This window comes from Pararhizobium sp. LjRoot238 (genome assembly GCF_964252955.1).
GTDB lineage: Bacteria > Pseudomonadota > Alphaproteobacteria > Rhizobiales > Rhizobiaceae > Pararhizobium.
The window spans coordinates 714,350-732,000 of record NZ_CAXUPP020000001.1; the positions used below are offsets into that span (position 1 = coordinate 714,350).

The window sequence follows — 17,651 nt, forward strand, 5'->3', positions numbered from 1 at the left end:
AAGATTGCCGTGCCGGATATCGCTCAATGAATTAGAGCATGTTGCCCGCTTCGAAAGCCTTGCGGCCTTCTTCGCGCTCTGCATCCGGGGCCGAAACCAGGCCGTAGGCTGCGAGCGGGCTGTCCGGGCCGATCATCTGGTCGTCAAGGAAGAACTCGACATATTCCTTGAGGCCCGGGATCACGCCGAGATGCGCCTTCTTGACGTAGAAGAACAGCGGGCGGGAAACCGGATATTCGCCGGAAGCGATGGTTTCAACCGACGGAACGACGCCGTTGACGGTTGCGACCTCCAGCTTGTCAGCGTTGTTTTCAAAGAAGGCGAGACCGAAGACGCCGATGCCGTTCTTGTTGGAAGCGATGCGGGCAAGCGTTTCGGTGTAGTCGCCGTCGATGTCGACAGCCAGGCCGTCCTTGCGGACTGCGACGCATGCCTTAGCGGCGGCTTTTTCATCGGCGATGAGGCCCTTGATGACGTCCTTGGCACCGGCATCCTTGCAGCCAGCAGCCAGGATCTTTTCTTCGAAGACTTCGCGCGTGCCGTGCTTTTCGCCCGGGATGTAAGCAGCGATTTCAACGTCCGGAAGGTCCTTGTTGACTTCCGACCACTTCTTGTAGGGGTTGGCAACGAGCTTGCCGTCAACGACGATTTCAGCGGCCAGGGCGAGGTAGAGGTCCTGCGGAACCAGCTTCAGGTCGGCATTGCCCGAGTCGGTTGCGAAGACGATGCCGTCATAACCGATCTTGACTTCCTGGATCTCGGTGACGCCGGCTGCCTTGCAGGTCTCGAGTTCGCTGTCCTTGATCTTGCGCGAAGCGTTGGCGATGTCGATCGTTTCCGGGCCAACGCCCTTGCAGAATTCCTTCAGGCCGCCGCCGGTGCCGCCCGATTCAACGATCGGGGTCTTGAAGTCAGGGAAGGTTTCGCCGAAGGTTTCAGCGACGATCTTTGCATAAGGCAGCACGGTCGAGGAACCGGCAACCTGGATCTGGTCGCGGGCAATAGCAACGCCAGCAAAAGCGGCGGATGCAACCAGAGCTGCAACAGTGAGTTTCAAGGCTTTCATCAGAATTCTCCCAGAATGGGCTTGTGTGGGTGCGCTTTTCACCAGCGCTCGCTTTCGCCGTATCGATCGGCCGCCCTAGTTAGCGCCCGATAACCTCACCTTTTATGTCAAATTCACGAAACATTTGTGACAGCTTAAGCCACTGAATTTTCTTCATTAAACTGAGTTATGAATTTTTCGGCGATGGGTTTGTGTCAAAACCTCACGGTAAACACCGTGCCCTTGCCGATTTCCGATTGGACCAGCAATCTGGCGCGGTGCCGGGTGAGGATATGCTTGACGATGGCAAGTCCGAGACCCGTGCCCTTTTTTGACCGGCTGGCCTCTACGTTAACCCGATAGAATCGTTCGGTAATACGCGGAACATGCTCGGCTGGTATACCGGGGCCATAGTCGCGGACGGAAACTTCGGCCGGCGCGTCACCGCCACCGGAGAGGGTCACTTCCACCTTTTTCCCCTCCTGGCCATATTTGCAGGCGTTTTCGATCAAATTCTCGAAAACTTCGGTCAGTTCATCGCGATCGCCCTGAACGACGACCGGATCATCCGGCACGACCAGCGAAATCTCCACACCGACATCCTCTGCCAGCGGCGACAGCGCATCCCGCACATGACCGAGCAGCGGCGCGAGATCGACCGCCTCGTCCGGCGCGATGTGGGATTTGAGTTCCAGCCGCGACAGCGAAAGCAGATCATCGACGAGACGGCTCATCCGCGTCGCCTGTTCGTGCATGATGCCGAGGAATTTCTCGTGCGCCTTGGGATCGTTGCGCGCGGGGCCCTGCAGCGTCTCGATGAAGCCCCGCAGCGAGGCGAGCGGCGTCCTCAGTTCATGGCTCGCATTGGCAACGAAATCGGAGCGCATCCGGTCGATGCGGCGCGCCTGCGATATGTCGCGATAGGAAAGAACATAGAGCCGCTCATTCGCGAGCGTCCCGATTTCCGCCGGAGCGACCCGCACGATATAGACCGATTCCGACGGAAACCGTTCGGAGTGTTCGATCTGGTTCGCCTTGCCGGTGACGATCGTCTCCCGGACCATGTCGAGAATGCCGGGTGAGCGAACCCGCGCCGACAGATCGGTTTTCGGCGGGATGGTACCGAAGGCCTTTTCGGCCGCATGATTCTGCAGAACCACGGTCTCATCGGGCGCAACGACCAGGATTGGCGTGTCGAGCGCGTCGAAGGCGGCGGCAAGCATGCCGAGATCGGTCTCCTCGACCACAGGCTGGACCACGGGCATGGCAGGCGGCGTGGGGTCGGCCGAACGGTTGAAAAGCGCCGTCATCCACACAAGCCAGAACAGCAGCGCGGCGATCGTGTGAATGCCGGATAGAATAAGGGCAGCCGTGACGACGGTCGACAGGCCGATGATCCACTTTTCTGCGCTGGCCCTGTCCTTGAGGCGCTCCCAGACTGTTCTTGTCTCTTCCAAAATGATCTCTCTTACCGGCCTGCAATCAACCGGTGATATCGGAGGTTCATGACAATGATTTTCACGCCATGCTTGAATTCGCAATTCAATTGTGGCCTCCTCCCATGAAATCGGCGACCGGCCGCACGTTGAAGCAGGGGGCGGACTCATCATGGCGGGAATTGAGAAAAGTCAGCCGGTCGGACTCGTCGTCAGTGGCAAACAGCGCGTTTTCGGTATCGACAATCCTGAATTACCGGATTGGATCGACAAGGAGGCGCTGGCCTCGGGCGGCTTCCCGTATGACAAAAAGCTCGATGCCGAGACGTTCGATATAACGCTGGAGAAGCTGCAGATCGAACTCGTCAAGGTGCAATTCTGGCTGCAGGCGACCGGCCGGCGTGTCGTGGCGATCTTCGAAGGGCGCGATGCGGCGGGAAAGGGCGGCGCAATCCATGCCACGCACGCCTACATGAACCCGCGCTCCGCCCGCGTCGTCGCCCTGACCAAGCCGACAGAAACGGAAAGGGGCCAATGGTACTATCAGCGCTATGTCACGCATCTCCCGACGGCTGGCGAATTCGTGATGTTCGACCGCTCCTGGTACAACCGCGGCGGCGTCGAGCCGGTCATGGGCTTCTGCACGCCGGAGCAGCATACGCATTTTCTCAGACAGACGCCGCCGTTCGAGAAGCTGATCACTGGCGACGGCATTCATTTCTTCAAATTCTGGCTGGATATCGGCCGCGAGATGCAGTTGAAGCGGTTCCACGACCGCCGCCACGATCCGCTGAAGGTCTGGAAGCTCTCGCCGATGGATATCGCCGCGCTGACGAAATGGGATCTCTACTCCGAGGCGCGCGACACGATGCTCAAGGAAACCCATACAGAGCATGCGCCCTGGACGGTCGTGCGTGCCAACGACAAGCGCCGCGCCCGCCTCAACGTTATCCGCCATATGCTCAAAACACTCGACTATGACGGCAAGGACAAAAGCGCGATCGGCGAGATCGACAACAAAATCCTCGGCTTCGGGCCGGGCTTCGTGAAGTAGCCGCTTCGTTCGCAGGTACTCTGGTCACTGCCCGGGAAGGATACGGACGGCGAACAGGCTGAGGCTGTTGCCGGCGCCGGTCACGTCGCTGTTGATCAGGATATGGCCGGGCGCGCTTGGTGCCAGGCTGCGATCGAACGTCACATTGAACAACATATCGCTTTTTTCCTCGTTCACCGTGAACCGATGGCGGCCACAATCGCCGAGCGACGAGAAATCGCATTCGACGGAGAACTGGGTCTGCTTGCCCGCATCCGACTGAACGCTGAGCGCGACCGTCGACGTCTTGCCGGAAATCTGCCCAAGCACCGAAGCTGGAATCTCGATGAGGACATTGCCGTCCGCTTCCGCCGTCGCCGACGTGATGCGCAGGCGCTGCCCATTCTCGTCGCTGACCGGATCGGCCGAGGCGCGGCTGCCAGCCGTGACGTTGGCTGCGTCGGCGGGCTTGAAAACCTCAACCCAGTCGCCGGAGAAGCCCTGCTCGCTTCCAAGCGTCTTCAGGCCTTCTGCGCCGTCGAAATCCTCGGACTGCACCGTCGAGGGCGGATTGGCGACGCTGGTATCGCGCTCGGCGGCCGATTTCAAAAGACCACTGGTTTGCACCCACCAGGCCGCCGTGCCGAACGCGGCGACGAGGGTCGTCACGACCATGACGAAGGACAGCAAACTGCCACGCTTGCGCCGGCGAGGCTTTGGCGGGACAACCTTGGCGCGTTTGCCGGAGACCGGTTCGACGGCGGCGGCCTCTGGTGCGCGGCTTGCCTCACGGCGGTCGGGACGCAGACCGGCAAGGCCACCGTCAGCGACCGGGCTGTCGGCCACGCCAGCGCTGCGTTCGGGCGGAAGATGAAGTCCATCGTCGAGTTCCGCCGACGGGGCACGGTCATCACGACGACCGGCATCCATACGGACCGCTGGCGCCACGGACGCAGCCTTCAGCGCTGCGCGTTCCTCCACTTCGATGGCATGGATGATGGCTTCAAGGCGGTGGCGCTGCTTGGCAATCACATCCGGATCGTGCACATCCTGCTTGCGCAGGCCGGCCTCCAGCGCGTTTCGCGCCGACTGGTAGATGCGCGCGCGTGTTTCGGAATTCGCCCGGTCGGGGCGCTCCAGCGCATGTCTGATGGCAGTTTCCAGTCCGCTCACTGTCCGTCCTTACTTGATGCAGACGACCGGCATCGGTCGGTCCGCAAGGGCATGTCGCGCTGGGGCCGAAGCCCCGGAGCCGGGCAGACATGCAACCAACATTGCCCCGAAAACGCTGCTGCACGGCAGCGTTCCGGTTCCACAAGCATCCGTCGTCGCGGCCATCGTTCCCGTGAAACCGGCGCGCTTTAGGGTGTGTTAACAATTGGGTAACGGTTGACGCCGCGATCTGCAAGCCTCGCATGTCAAACTGACGGCCGGCGCCGGGGAAAACACGGACGATTTTGCTCGCTTGCCGAGCCAACGCGGCTCAAGCACCCTTTGCAAAATCCACCGGCGCTGATAAAGTTCTTACGTTTACGGAAACGTCAAAAATTGAAACGGGAGCGAATTCTTGTCATTGCCAGCCATTCTCAACGGCACCACGCGGCTGCCCGTCGTCGCAGCCCCCCTGTTCATCATCTCGCATCCGGCGCTGACGATCGCCCAGTGCAAGGCGGGCGTCGTTGGCTCGTTTCCGGCGCTCAATGCCCGGCCGGAAGCGCAGCTGGATGAGTGGCTGGCCGAGATCACCGAGGAACTCGCTGCCCACAACGCCCGTAATCCCGGCAAGCCGGCCGCGCCCTTCGCCGTCAATCAGATCGTCCACAAGTCCAACAAGCGGCTCGAGCATGACCTGATGCTCTGCGTCAAATACAAGGTCCCGATCGTCATTTCTTCGCTCGGCGCCGTGCCTGAGGTCAATGCGGCGATCCATTCCTATGGCGGCATCGTGCTGCACGACGTCATCAACAATCGGCACGCCAATTCCGCAATCCGCAAGGGCGCCGACGGATTGATCGCGGTTGCTGCCGGTGCCGGCGGCCATGCCGGAACGCTCTCTCCCTTCGCCCTCGTCCAGGAAATCCGCACATGGTTCGACGGGCCGCTTCTGCTCTCGGGCGCCATTTCCACTGGCGGTGCTGTGCTTGCCGCACAGGCGATGGGCGCCGACATGGCCTATATCGGCTCGTCCTTCATCGCCACCACCGAGGCGCGCGCCAGCGACGCCTACAAGCAGATGATCGTCGACAGCAGCGCTGGCGATATCGTCTATTCCAACTATTTCACCGGCATCCATGGCAATTATCTAAAACCCTCGATCGTCGCCGCCGGCATGGATCCGGAGCAACTGCCGGAGGCCGATCCTTCGAAGATGGACTTCGAGACCGCAACGACGGGCACCAAGGCCTGGAAGGATATCTGGGGCTGTGGCCAGGGCATCGGCGCCGTAACCGAGATCGTGCCCGTCTCTTCTTTGGTCGATCGGCTTGCGCGCGAATATGACGAAGCGCGCCAGAGACTGTCGCTCTAAAACAGCGCCTTTCCGTCGTCCCGAGGTTTTTTCCGGTTCTGCAAACTGATGGCTTGAAATCCCATCGGTTTGCAGGTATCAGCCCCTCACACATCGCTCCGCTGCATCGCGGAACGTTTGCGGGCCGCTTTAGCTCAGGTGGTAGAGCACATCATTCGTAATGATGGGGTCGCAGGTTCGAGTCCTGCAAGCGGCACCATAGAGCTCTAAATTTATTCTTCGCTCTACAAAAAGTTACCCTGAAACCAGACAGCGCAATATGTCGGCATAGCCCGACCGCGTCTTTTATTGCAGGTTCTATTGAGCAATAAACAGGTCTCCGACGTCGACCTGCAATACATTCGCAATTTGCTCAGCCGTCTCGATAGTCACGTTCATCTGACCGGCTTCTATTCGGCTTATATAAGCTTGGTCCGCACCTATGCGCATGGCCAATTCCTCTTGCGAAATGCCGATTGCATTCCGCTTTTCTTTTACGGCCTTTCCGAAGCGTTTCTTGACTTCCATGAACGGCACATGGGCGCTTCACAGAAATTTTCTCCATGTATTTTAATACATATTTGTTTGAGTTATAAATCGCTCGATAGGTCATGGGGCTAAGGCAAATGGGCGATTACAATTTCTGGGCGGACTTGCTCGACACGTTCCAATCCTCGCCGGGCTGGATCAAGGCGCTCTGGCTGCTCATCCCGCGCGGCTTCCTTCTCGCCCTGATCGCCATGCTGATGCGCTTCCGGGTCGCGAGCAAACGGGCCGCAGCCGCGCTCGACGGCGAATTGATCTACTCGGTCCGTCGCGGGGTTGACGACTAACTCCATATCGTCAGCCATGCCCCGCAACTGGACGAAAAACCGGCCCTCATGCTCCTCGACCCGCCAAACCGCGAGCCTCACACGCCGCAAAACCAAAGCCGCCGCATATAACCCCGCTCAAGCATGTCTTCGCCAAAGGCGCCTATGCCAACGACACGCTGAAGGGCCGATTGAGGAAAATCGGCAGGTGGCGCTGGAAATCACCAAAAATCGGACAGGTGACACGCCTAAAGCAAGCTAGGACAGTTAACTACAGGCAACCTTTTCGCAAATGGCTGCAACGCCGGCCGTCGCGCCGCCAACCTCGTGGGATGTCCATGGTTTCCAATGATGCATCAGCCTCAAGTCCTGTTCCGCCTCTCGCCGGCATGTTGGAGCTTGCGCGCACTCAGCGCCTGTCCTTCACGGAGTTGTTTCAGTGTGCCGAAAGCCGGAACGCTGCCGGAGAAAGAACTGAGGCGGCAGAGATTTACAAGGTTTGGATCGCATTCAACGAGGCCCATCCCTTCTTGCATCTCGTGCATTTCAATTATGCCGTCACCCTGCGGCAGTTGGGTGATGTTGCGGGATCGATCCACGCGCTGCGTGCCTGCCTGAAACTTGATCCGCGGTTCGGGCCGGCACATATCAATCTTGGCCGGGCGTTCGAAGACAGCGGCCTTGCCACGCAAGCCATTCAGCACTGGCAGAGTTTCGTGGAGATGACCGCGGAGAGCACGGCTGACCGGGTTGTGCATCGCCTGATGGCGCTTCAGCACATCGGCCGCGTCATGGAAAACGCAGGCCTGTTGGAAGAGGCGGAAACCGCTTTGTGGCAAGCAATCGAATTGCGGCCCGACAAGACGGAGGCCGGTCAACATTGGAGCGCTCTGCGGCAGCGCCAATGCAAGTGGCCGATGTTGGTTTCGTCGGACCATGTCTCCATGCGGCAATTGCTTGATGCCACATCGCCCCTGGCGCTCGCCTGTTATTCCGACGATCCGTTGTTCCAGCTCGCCAAAGCCTATCGCTATAATAAATCCTTCGTCGGACGTCCCGACACCAGCGGCTTCCCCCGCAAAGCGCCGAAGCAGAAGTCAGGAACCGGCCAGCGCCTCCGCGTCGGCTATGTTTCCTCGGATTTGCGTGACCACGCGGTTGGTTTCGCGCTCAGAGAAGTGCTGGAACTGCACGATAAGGCGAGCGTTGAAATCTACGCTTATTATTGCGGCGAGCCGGTTGCGAACGACGCAACGCAGACGCGGATGAAGAATGCCGTCGATTCCTGGTGCGATATAGCCGCACTCAGCGACGCGGAGGCGGCAAGGCAAATCGCCGGCGACGACATCGATATTCTGGTCGATGTCAACGGTTACACCAAACATGCGAGAACCAAGATCTTCGCCTACCGTCCGGCGCCGGTCATCGTCAATTTTTGCGGCTATCCGGGTTCCATGGGCAGCCCGTTCCATCAATATATGATCGCGGACGAGCGCATCGTCCCGCCCGAAAACGAAAACTATTACTCAGAAAAAGTGCTGAGGATTCCGTGCAGCCAGCCCGTCGACCGCAAGAGGGTGATTGCCGAAAAGCCGTCGCGAACGGAGGCGGGGCTGCCTGAGGACGCTTTCGTCTTTGCCTGCTTCAACGGCATGCAGAAGATCACCGGAGGTACCTTTGCTCAGTGGATGAAAATTCTTATCGCGGCGCCCGGCAGCGTGCTCTGGCTGCTCACCGGAAACGACAGTGTGGATCAACGCCTGCGCCAGGCGGCCGAGAAGGCCGGTGTCGCGCCCGAGCGCCTCATTTTTGCGCCCAAGGCACCGAATGCAAAGCATCTCGCTCGAATCGCTCTCGCCGATCTCTTCCTCGACACGTTCCCCTATGGAGCGCACTCAACCGCCGCTGATGCTTTGACCATGGGATTGCCGGTCCTTACATTCCCCGGCAAGAGCTTCGCGGCACGTTTCTGCCACAGCATTGTTGCAGCCGCCGGCGTTCCGGAGCTGATTTGCATTGGGCCCGAGCACTATATCGAAAAGGCCATCGGATTTGCGAAGGACCCCAAGAGCCTCAAGAAAATTAGGGAGTCCTTGCAGGCTGAACGGGAAACCAGCTCATTGCGCGACATTCCGGCTCTTGCCCGCCGCCTCGAAGAGCTGTTCTGGCAAATGCAGGCAGAATGCGAGCGCGGTGAAACACCGGTGCCAGACCTGCGCAATCTCGATCTGTATTACGAAATCGGGGCCGAACTCGTTCAAGACAATATCGAGTTTTCGGACGATCACACTTACAGGCAACGTTACCTCGAGCAGCTGGCTGAGTGGCACAATTATGCGCCCATTCCGTTCGACTGCCGCCTCTGGACGGGGACAACGGTTTCAAGGACATGAGTGATATTAAGCGCACGCGCACCCAGAAAGAGCTGGTTCGGAATGCCTCGGATTGAAAAAATTGCTGCTGTTGGCGCCGGCCTTTCAGGTGCGGTCATCGGGCGAGAACTCGCCGAGGCGGGCCATGAGGTCGAAGTCTTCGACACCCGCAGCCATATCGCCGGGAATTGCCACACAGAGCGCGACAAGGACACCGGGGTTATGGTCCATATATATGGGCCGCACATTTTTCACACGGATGACTGCGAAGTCTGGGACTATGTGAACCGCTTCCAGACGTTTATGCCCTATAAGAATCGCGTCAAAACGACAAGCAATGCGCAAGTATATTCCCTGCCCATCAACCTGCATACGATCAACCAGTTTTTCGGCAAGGCTTTCAGACCTGACGAGGCGCGCGCTTTCATTGAGGAACTGGCCGACAAAGCCATGGAAGCCCCAAGGACCTTCGAAGAACAGGCTCTGCGATTCGTCGGCAAGGACCTGTATGATGCTTTCTTTAAGGGGTATACGCAGAAACAATGGGGCTGTTCGCCAACCGAACTGCCGGCTTCCATCCTGAAACGGCTTCCGGTGCGTTTCAACTATGACGACAACTACTTCTTCCATGAATACCAGGGCATGCCCGAAAATGGCTATACCGACATGGTCGGGCGAATTCTCGATCACACAAACATCACGGTCCATCTCGAAACACAGTTTCACCGCAGCCGGGACAAAGACTTCGATCACATATTCTATTCCGGTCCGCTCGACGGCTATTTCGACTACGAATATGGTCGTTTGGGATATCGCACGCTGGATTTCGAACGCTTCACCTATGAGGGCGATTACCAGGGTTGCGCGGTCATGAACTACGGGGATGTTTCCATACCCTATACGCGCGTGACCGAGCACAAGCATTTCTCACCATGGGAAGAACATGCCGGCTCGGTCTGCTATCGCGAGTTTTCCCGTGCCTGCGGCCCTGAGGACATCCCCTACTATCCGATCCGCCTGATCCAGGAGAAGGAGCAGCTTGCGCAATATGTCGCGCGAGCCGGGCAGGAGACCTCCGTCACCTTTGTCGGTCGGCTTGGAACATACCGCTATCTCGACATGGATGTGACGATCCGCGAGGCGCTGGACACCGCACGACTCTATCTGTCCAGAAACGCCGGGAACGCGCCAATGCCTGCATTCCTGCATCCGCCGGCCTGAAAGTTGGACCTGCTTCGGGAAAGTGGAGAGGTTTCCATTCATCTGAAGAAGACTTCTCCGCTTTCCCGAAGCAAGTTCATCGCGGATGCTTTGGCAGCAGCGCGTGTTTTGCCAAGGCAAGTCAACCGCATGGGCCGTCGCAAAAACCGGATCAAGCGTACAACTTCAGGTTCGGGCAAGCCAATTCGCCTATAATCCTTTTGCCAGACGGTGGCTTCAATGACCGGTAGCAATCTCGGCTCCCGGCCAGACAGGCAACGCCGGCTGCCGGCCGTGGATACGCTGGAGGTTCTTTTGTTGAGGACTGCCTCTTTTCCAGGGCGTCTGTTGGTAAATTAAATTGATTTGGACAATCGGCTAGCATCAAGGGACTTCACTCATGACTTCTACCATTTCTTCCCTGAGCACCAGTCAGATCAGATCGCTTTCAACGGCGACCGTTGCTGCCTGGTCCACGGAAGACGTGGCGTCACTTTCAACAAAGCAGATCAATTCGCTTTCCTCAGCTCAAATCGCCGCTTTGGACACGGAGGATGTCGACGTCCTCAGTAGCCAGCAGTTAAGTGCTATTTCACAACGCGCCATCGTTGGTTTGACTCTGGATCAATTGGCTGTTCTGGATAAATATGACGTCGAACGTCTGGGCTCTAGTCAGGTTGCAGCACTCACCACCACACAGATTCGTGGTTTAACGACAGATCAGGCGGAAGCCTTGACCTCGTCTCAAGTCACCGCCCTTAGCGGGTCGCAGCTCGCGGCCTTAGGTACGGATGACCTGGCAACCTTCTCAACCGCTGATATTGCAGCGATCAGCAATAAAGCCGTAGCGGGCCTGACCACGGCTGTTATCGCGTCCCTTTCCTCCGACCAGATCGCCGCCTTGAGCACGAGTGCGATCGCGAGCCTTGCGACCGCACAGATCGGGGCCTTGTCGACCGACCAGGTTGCCGTCTTGAGGACGGCCCAGATCAGTGCTCTCAAAGCGTCGCAAATCAAGGCCATGAGCACGGACGACATTGCCGCGCTTTCCACCGACCAGATTGCCGCATTGAGCGTGAGCGCGGTCCCGAGCCTGACGACCGTACAGATCGCCACCTTGTCCACCAGCCAGGTCGAGGCACTATCCGTCGCACAGGTGAAGTCGCTGAGCGCGGGACAGCTGGCGGCCCTGGGGACGGACGACATTGCGACATTCTCGACCGCCGATATTGCAGCGATCAGCAACAAGGCCGTATCGGGCCTGACCACGGCTGTTATCGCGTCCCTTTCCACCGACCAGATTGCCGCCTTGAGCACGAGTGCGGTCGCGAGCCTTGCGACCACACAGATCGCCGCCTTGTCCGCCAGCCAGGCCGAGGCACTATCCTCCTTACAGGTGAAGTCGCTGAGCGCAAGACAGCTTGCGGCCCTGGGGACGGACGACATTGCGACATTCTCGACCGCCGATATTGCAGCGATCAGCAACAAGGCCGTATCGGGCCTGACCACGGATGTTGTCGCGTCCCTTTCCACCGACCAGATTGCCGCATTGAGCGCGAGTGCGGTCGCAAGCCTGACGACGGCACAGATCGCCAGCTTGTCCACCAGCCAGACTGCGGCACTATCCGTCACACAGGTCAGGACGTTGAGTTCAACGCAAGTCGCTACCTTGAGCACGGACAAGGTCGCTGTATTGTCCACCGATCAGGTTGCCGCCCTGAGCACGAAGGGCGTCGCCGGCCTGACTTCCAGCCAGATCGCCGCCTTGTCCACCGGCCAGGCCGAGGCACTATCCTCCCTACAGGTGAAGTCGCTGACTTCGACGCAGCTTGCGGCCCTGGGGACGGACGACATCGCGACATTCTCGACCGCCGATATTGCAGCGATCAGCAAGGCCGTATCGGGCCTGACCACGGATGTTGTCGCGTCCCTTTCCACCGACCAGATTGCCGCGTTGAGCACGAGTGCGGTCGCGAGCCTGACGACCGCGCAGATCGCTACCTTGTCCACCGGCCAGGCTGCGGCACTATCCGTCACACAGGTCAAGACGTTGAGTTCGACGCAAGTCGCTGCCTTGAGCACGGACAATGTCGAGATATTGTCCACCGGCCAGATTGCCGCCTTGAGCGCGGCTGGCATCATTGGCCTGAGCACCGATCAGATTGACGTCTTGTCTACCGGCCAGGTTGAAGCCTTTTCCTCTGCACAGATCGGTGTTCTCAGTTCTACGCAGCTTGCAGCCCTGGATACGGACGATCTCGCAACTTTCTCGACAAATGATATCGCGGCGATCAGCTCGAGTGCCATATCGGGACTGTCGACAGACCTCATCGCGGCCCTTTCCACTGCCCAGGTTGCAGCCCTGAGCACGAAGGGTATCGCGGGCCTGCGCAGCGATCAGATTGAAGCCTTGTCCACCGGCCAGGTTGAAGCCTTTTCCTCTGCACAGATCGGTATTCTCAGTTCTACGCAGCTTGCAGCCCTGGATACGGACGATCTCGCAACTTTCACGACAAATGATATCGCGGCGATCAGTTCGCGTGCCATATCGGGATTGTCGACAGACGTCATCGCGGCCCTTTCCATTGCCCAGCTTGCCGCCCTGAGCACGAAGGGTATGGCAGGCCTGAGCGCGAACCAGATCGACGCCCTGAGCACCGGCCAGATCGCCGTTTTGAGCACCAATCAGATTGAAGTGCTGAGTTCGGCGCAAGTCGCTGCCTTGAGCACAGACAATGTCGCTGTATTGTCCACCGACCAGATTGCCGCCTTGAGCACGGCGGGCATTACGGGCCTTTCCACCGACCAGGTCGACATCTTGACCACCGGCCAGATCGCTGTTTTGAGCACCAAGCAGGTTGCAGCGCTGCGCTCGGCGCAAGTCGCTGCCTTGAGCACGGACAATGTCGCTGTATTGTCCACCGGCCAGATTGCCGCCCTGAGCACGGCTGGCATTGCAGGCCTGAGCACCAATCAGATCGTTACCTTGAGCTCCGGCCAGGTTGAGGCCTTGACCACCGCCCAGGTCGGCACACTCAACTCTACCCAGGTCGCTGTCCTGGGAACGGACGACATAGCAGCTTTCTCGACCAAGGACATCGCGGCGATCAGTTCGGGTGCCATATCGGGATTGTCAGCAGGCCTGATGGCGGCCCTTTCCGCTGACCAGATTGCCGCCTTGAGCACGGCGGGCATTACGGGCCTTTCCACCGACCAGATCGACACCCTGACCACCGGCCAGATCGCTGTTTTGACCACCAAGCAGGTTGCAGCGCTGAGTTCGGTGCAAGTCGCTGCCTTGAGCACGGATAATATCGCCGTATTGTCCACCGGCCAGATTGCCGCGCTGAGCACGGCTGGCATTGCAGGCCTGAACACCAAACAGATCGTTGCCTTGAGCTCTGGCCAGGTTGAGGCCTTGACCACCGCCCAGGCCGGCGCTCTCAGCTCTACACAGGTCGCTGTCCTGGGAACGGACGACATAGCAGCTTTCTCGACCAAGGACATCGCGGCGATCGGTGCGGGTGCCATATCGGGATTGTCGACAGCTGTCATAGCAGCCCTCTCGACCGACCAGATTGCCGCCTTGAGCACGGCGGGCATTGCGGGCCTTTCCACCGACCAGATCGACGCCCTGAGCTCCGACCAGGTCGCTGTTTTGACCACCAAGCAGGTTGCAGCGCTGAGTTCGGCGCAAGTCGCTGCCTTGAGCACGGACGATATAGCAGCCCTCTCGACCGGCCAGATTGCCGCCCTGAGCACGGCGGGCATTGCGGGCCTGAACACCAAACAGATCGTTGCCTTGAGCTCTGGCCAGGCTGAGGCCTTGACCACCGCCCAGGTCGGCACACTCAACTCTGCACAGGTCGCGGTCCTGGGAACGGACGACATAGCAGCTTTTTCGACCACGGACATCGCGGCGATCGGTGCGGATGTCATGTCGGAATTGTCGACAGCTGTCATAGCAGCCCTCTCGACCGACCAGATTGCCGCCTTGAGCACGGCGGGCATTGCGGGCCTTTCCACCGACCAGATCGACGCCCTGAGCTCCGACCAGATCGCGGCCTTGTCTACCACGCAGATCAGCGTTCTCAGCTCCCAACAAATCACAGTGCTTGATACGGGCGACATGGAGGCCTTCTCGACCACGGACATCGCAGCGATCAGTGCGGATGCCATATCGGGATTGTCCACAGCTGTCATAGCAGCCCTCTCGACCGACCAAATTACCGCCCTGAGCACGGGCGGCATGGCGGGACTGACCACCAGACAGGTCTATGCCTTGAGCAGCGACCAGATTGAGGCCTTGTCCACTGCCCAGGTCGGCGTTCTCAGCTCCAAACAGGTCGCTACCTTGAGCACGGACGATATAGCGGCTTTTTCGACCGACCAGATTGCCGCCCTGAGCACGGCGGGCATGGCAGGCCTGAGCCCCAACCTGATCATTGCTTTGAGCACCGATCAGGTTGGGGCCTTGACCACTGCTCAGTTGGGCGCTCTTGGCTCCAAGCAAGTCGCTGCCTTGAGTACGGACGATCTGGCAACTTTCTCGACCAGGGACATCGCGGCGATCAGTTCGAGTGCCGTATCGGGGTTGTCAACAGACACGATAGCCGCGTTTTCGACGGACCAGATTGAAGCCTTGAGCACGGCGGGCATAGCGGGCCTTACCACCGGCCAGATCAATGCGTTGAGCACCGACCAGATCGAGGCCCTGACAACCGCCCAGGTCAGCGCTCTCAGTTCCAAGCAAGTTGCAGCCCTCGGCACCGACGACATGGCGGCCCTCTCGACCGACCAGATTGCGGCCTTGAGCACGGCTGGCATTGTGGGACTGAGCACCGATCATATCGGGATTTTGACCAACGATCAGGTTGAGGCCTTGACCACTGCCCAGGTCGGCGCTCTCAGCTCTACGCAGGTCGCTGTCCTGGGAACGGACGACATAGCAACTTTCTCGACCAAGGACATCGCGGCGATCAGTTCGAGTGCCATATCGGGATTGTCAACAGGCCTCATGGCGGCCCTTGACGCTGACCAGATTGCAGCCGTGAGCACGGCCGGCATTGCGGGCCTTTCCACCGACCAGATCAACGCGTTGAGCACTGACCAGATCGAGGCCTTGACCACTGCCCAGGTCAGCGCTCTCAGTTCCAAGCAAGTTGCAGCCCTCGGTACCGACGACATGGCGGCCCTCTCGACCGACCAGGTTGCCGCCTTGAGCACGGCTGGCATCAAGGGCCTGAGCACTACAGTTATCGTTAGTTTGAGTTCTGACCAGGTTGAGGCCTTGACCGCTACCCAGGTTGCCGTGCTGAGCTCGACGCAGATTGCGGCGCTGGGCACGGACGATCTGGAGACTTTCTCAACCGCCGATATCGCGGCGATCAGTTCGAGTGCCGTATCGGGATTGTCCACTGACACGATAGCCGCCTTTTCGACGGGCCAGATTGCCGCCTTGAGCACGGCTGGAATTGCGGGCCTTTCCACCGACCAGATCAATGCCTTCAGCACCGACCAGATTGAGGCCTTGACCACTGCCCAGGTCAGCGCTCTCGGTTCCAAGCAAGTTGCAGCTTTGGGTACCGACGACCTGGCGGCCCTCTCGACCGACCAGATTGCCGCCTTGGACACGGCCGGCATAGCGGGCCTTTCCACCGGCCAGATCAATGCGTTCAGTGCCGACCAGATTGAGGCCTTGACCGCTGACCAGGTTGCAGTGCTGAGTTCGACGCAGATTGCCGCCCTGGGCACGGACGATCTGGAGACTTTCTCAACCGCCGATATCGCGGCGATCAGCTCGAGTGCCGTATCAGGATTGTCCACAGACACGATAGCCGCGTTTTCGACGGACCAGATTGCCGCCTTGAGCACGGCTGGAATTGCGGGCCTTTCCACCGCCCAGATCAATGCCTTGAGCACCGACCAGATTGAGGCCTTGTCTGCCAAGCAGGTTGCTGCGCTGAGTTCGAAGCAGATTGCTGTGCTCGGCACGGACGATCTGGAAACTTTCTCAACCGCCGATATCGCGGCGATCAGCTCGAGTGCCGTATTGGGGTTGTCCACAGACAAGATAGCCGCCTTTTCGACGGATCAGATCGCTGCCTTGGGCACGGCTGGCATTGCGGGCCTTTCCACCGCCCAGATCAATGCCTTGAGCACCGACCAGATCGACGCCTTGTCGACCCAGCAGGTCAGCGCGCTCGGCTCCAATCAGGTCGCGGTCCTGGATACCGGCGACCTGGCGGCCCTCTCGACCGATCAGGTTGCCGCCTTGAGCACGAAGGCTATCGCGGGTCTGAGCAGCGACCAGGTCGGCGCCTTGAGCGCCGAGCAGATCGAAGCGTTTTCCACCGGCCAGATTGCCGCGTTGAGCTCGGATGCACTCGCGGGCCTGACCACGGACGACCTGGAAACGTTCTCAACCGAGGAACTCGCGGCGATCAGCTCGGATGCCATAAAGGGATTGCCCACGGATTTTATCGCGGCGCTCTCCACCGCTGAGATTGCTGCCTGGGGCACCGTCAGCGTTTCAGGTCTGAGCAGCGACCAGGTCGGCGCCTTGAGTGCCGAGCAGATCGAGGCGCTTTCCACCGACCAGATTGCCGCTTTGAGTTCGGCTGGGCTCGCGGGCCTGACCACGGAGGATCTGGAAACATTCTCAACCGACGAGCTTGCGTTGATCGGCTCGGCCGCCATAAAGGGACTATCCACAGCTGTTATCGCGGCCCTTTCCACTGACGAAATTGCCGCTTTGACGGCAAGCCAGATTGCTTCGCTGGGTTACAATCAGGTGGCGGCCTTGAGCACTGCCCAGACCGCGGCATTGTCCACGTCGCAGGTCAGCGCCCTGAACGCAATACAGGCCGCCGCGCTGGGCACAGACGACATCGCCCAGTTCTCCACCGATGATATCATCGCCTTGAGCTCGGGTGCGGTCTCGGGATTGAGCACCAGGGTCATCGCCGCCTTGACCACAGAGCAGGCTGAGGCTTTGACATCCGCCCAGGTCAGCGCCCTGACTTCAGAGCAAATCGCGGCATTGACCACCGACGATCTGGCAACCTTCTCGACGGAAGATATCGCGTCGTTCAGCTCAACCGGTGTAGCGGGGTTGTCCACGGAAGACATTGAGAGCCTGTCGAGCGAACAACTGGACGCCTTGATGGACTCGCAGATGGGGGCTCTGGATTCGGATCAGATAGCGGCAGTCATTTCGGCTTATCTGACAATCTGATTTTAGTTTG

The 17,651-nt window shown here is 59.3% G+C and carries 10 protein-coding genes and 1 tRNA gene; 7 read left to right on the forward strand and 4 right to left on the reverse strand.

Annotation, left to right across the window (positions count from 1 at the left end):
* Positions 1-31: 31 nt before the first annotated feature.
* Together ACSQ3F_RS03645 and phoR are read right to left on the reverse strand one after the other, a co-directional pair.
* The gene (locus ACSQ3F_RS03645) at positions 32-1,066 is read right to left on the reverse strand and encodes a substrate-binding domain-containing protein (protein ID WP_436098974.1); all 1,035 of its coding nucleotides are present in this window, start codon (positions 1,064-1,066) and stop codon (positions 32-34) included.
* Positions 1,067-1,260: 194 nt separating this feature from the next.
* Entirely contained in the window at positions 1,261-2,508 is a 1,248-nt protein-coding gene (gene phoR, locus ACSQ3F_RS03650) for a phosphate regulon sensor histidine kinase PhoR (protein WP_436102024.1), read from the reverse strand.
* Between the two features lie 145 nt (positions 2,509-2,653).
* Between phoR and ppk2 the strand changes: the two genes are divergently transcribed.
* Positions 2,654-3,535 carry a polyphosphate kinase 2 gene (ppk2, locus tag ACSQ3F_RS03655; RefSeq protein WP_436098975.1) on the forward strand — a complete coding sequence of 294 codons (882 nt, stop codon included), beginning with the start codon at positions 2,654-2,656 and terminating at the stop codon, positions 3,533-3,535.
* Between the two features lie 24 nt (positions 3,536-3,559).
* On the opposite strand, the gene ACSQ3F_RS03660 is transcribed toward ppk2, so the two are convergent.
* Positions 3,560-4,687: a biotin transporter BioY gene (locus ACSQ3F_RS03660; protein ID WP_436098976.1), complete on the reverse strand. Its 1,128-nt coding sequence runs from the start codon at positions 4,685-4,687 to the stop codon at positions 3,560-3,562.
* A 394-nt stretch (positions 4,688-5,081) separates the two neighbouring features.
* Between ACSQ3F_RS03660 and ACSQ3F_RS03665 the strand changes: the two genes are divergently transcribed.
* Positions 5,082-6,041 (forward strand): NAD(P)H-dependent flavin oxidoreductase, encoded by a 960-nt coding sequence (locus tag ACSQ3F_RS03665; protein ID WP_436098977.1) that lies wholly within the window; start codon positions 5,082-5,084, stop codon positions 6,039-6,041.
* Between the two features lie 123 nt (positions 6,042-6,164).
* Positions 6,165-6,240 (forward strand) — tRNA-Thr (locus ACSQ3F_RS03670).
* A gap of 98 nt (positions 6,241-6,338) precedes the next feature.
* Here ACSQ3F_RS03670 and ACSQ3F_RS03675 read toward each other — a convergent pair.
* Positions 6,339-6,548: a helix-turn-helix domain-containing protein gene (locus tag ACSQ3F_RS03675; RefSeq protein WP_436098978.1), complete on the reverse strand. Its 210-nt coding sequence runs from the start codon at positions 6,546-6,548 to the stop codon at positions 6,339-6,341.
* Between the two features lie 98 nt (positions 6,549-6,646).
* Here ACSQ3F_RS03675 and ACSQ3F_RS03680 point away from each other — a divergent pair, with 98 nt between their 5' ends.
* From ACSQ3F_RS03680 to ACSQ3F_RS03695, 4 genes are all read left to right on the forward strand, one after another.
* Positions 6,647-6,853, forward strand: coding sequence for a hypothetical protein (locus ACSQ3F_RS03680; RefSeq protein ID WP_436098979.1), 207 nt, complete (start codon positions 6,647-6,649; stop codon positions 6,851-6,853).
* A gap of 317 nt (positions 6,854-7,170) precedes the next feature.
* Positions 7,171-9,225: an O-linked N-acetylglucosamine transferase family protein gene (locus ACSQ3F_RS03685; RefSeq protein ID WP_436098980.1), complete on the forward strand. Its 2,055-nt coding sequence runs from the start codon at positions 7,171-7,173 to the stop codon at positions 9,223-9,225.
* A gap of 42 nt (positions 9,226-9,267) precedes the next feature.
* On the forward strand, positions 9,268-10,425 hold the full coding sequence (locus ACSQ3F_RS03690; RefSeq protein ID WP_436098981.1) for a UDP-galactopyranose/dTDP-fucopyranose mutase family protein: 1,158 nt from the start codon (positions 9,268-9,270) through the stop codon (positions 10,423-10,425).
* Between the two features lie 379 nt (positions 10,426-10,804).
* Positions 10,805-17,641, forward strand: coding sequence for a beta strand repeat-containing protein (locus tag ACSQ3F_RS03695; protein WP_436098982.1), 6,837 nt, complete (start codon positions 10,805-10,807; stop codon positions 17,639-17,641).
* Positions 17,642-17,651: the final 10 nt, after the last annotated feature.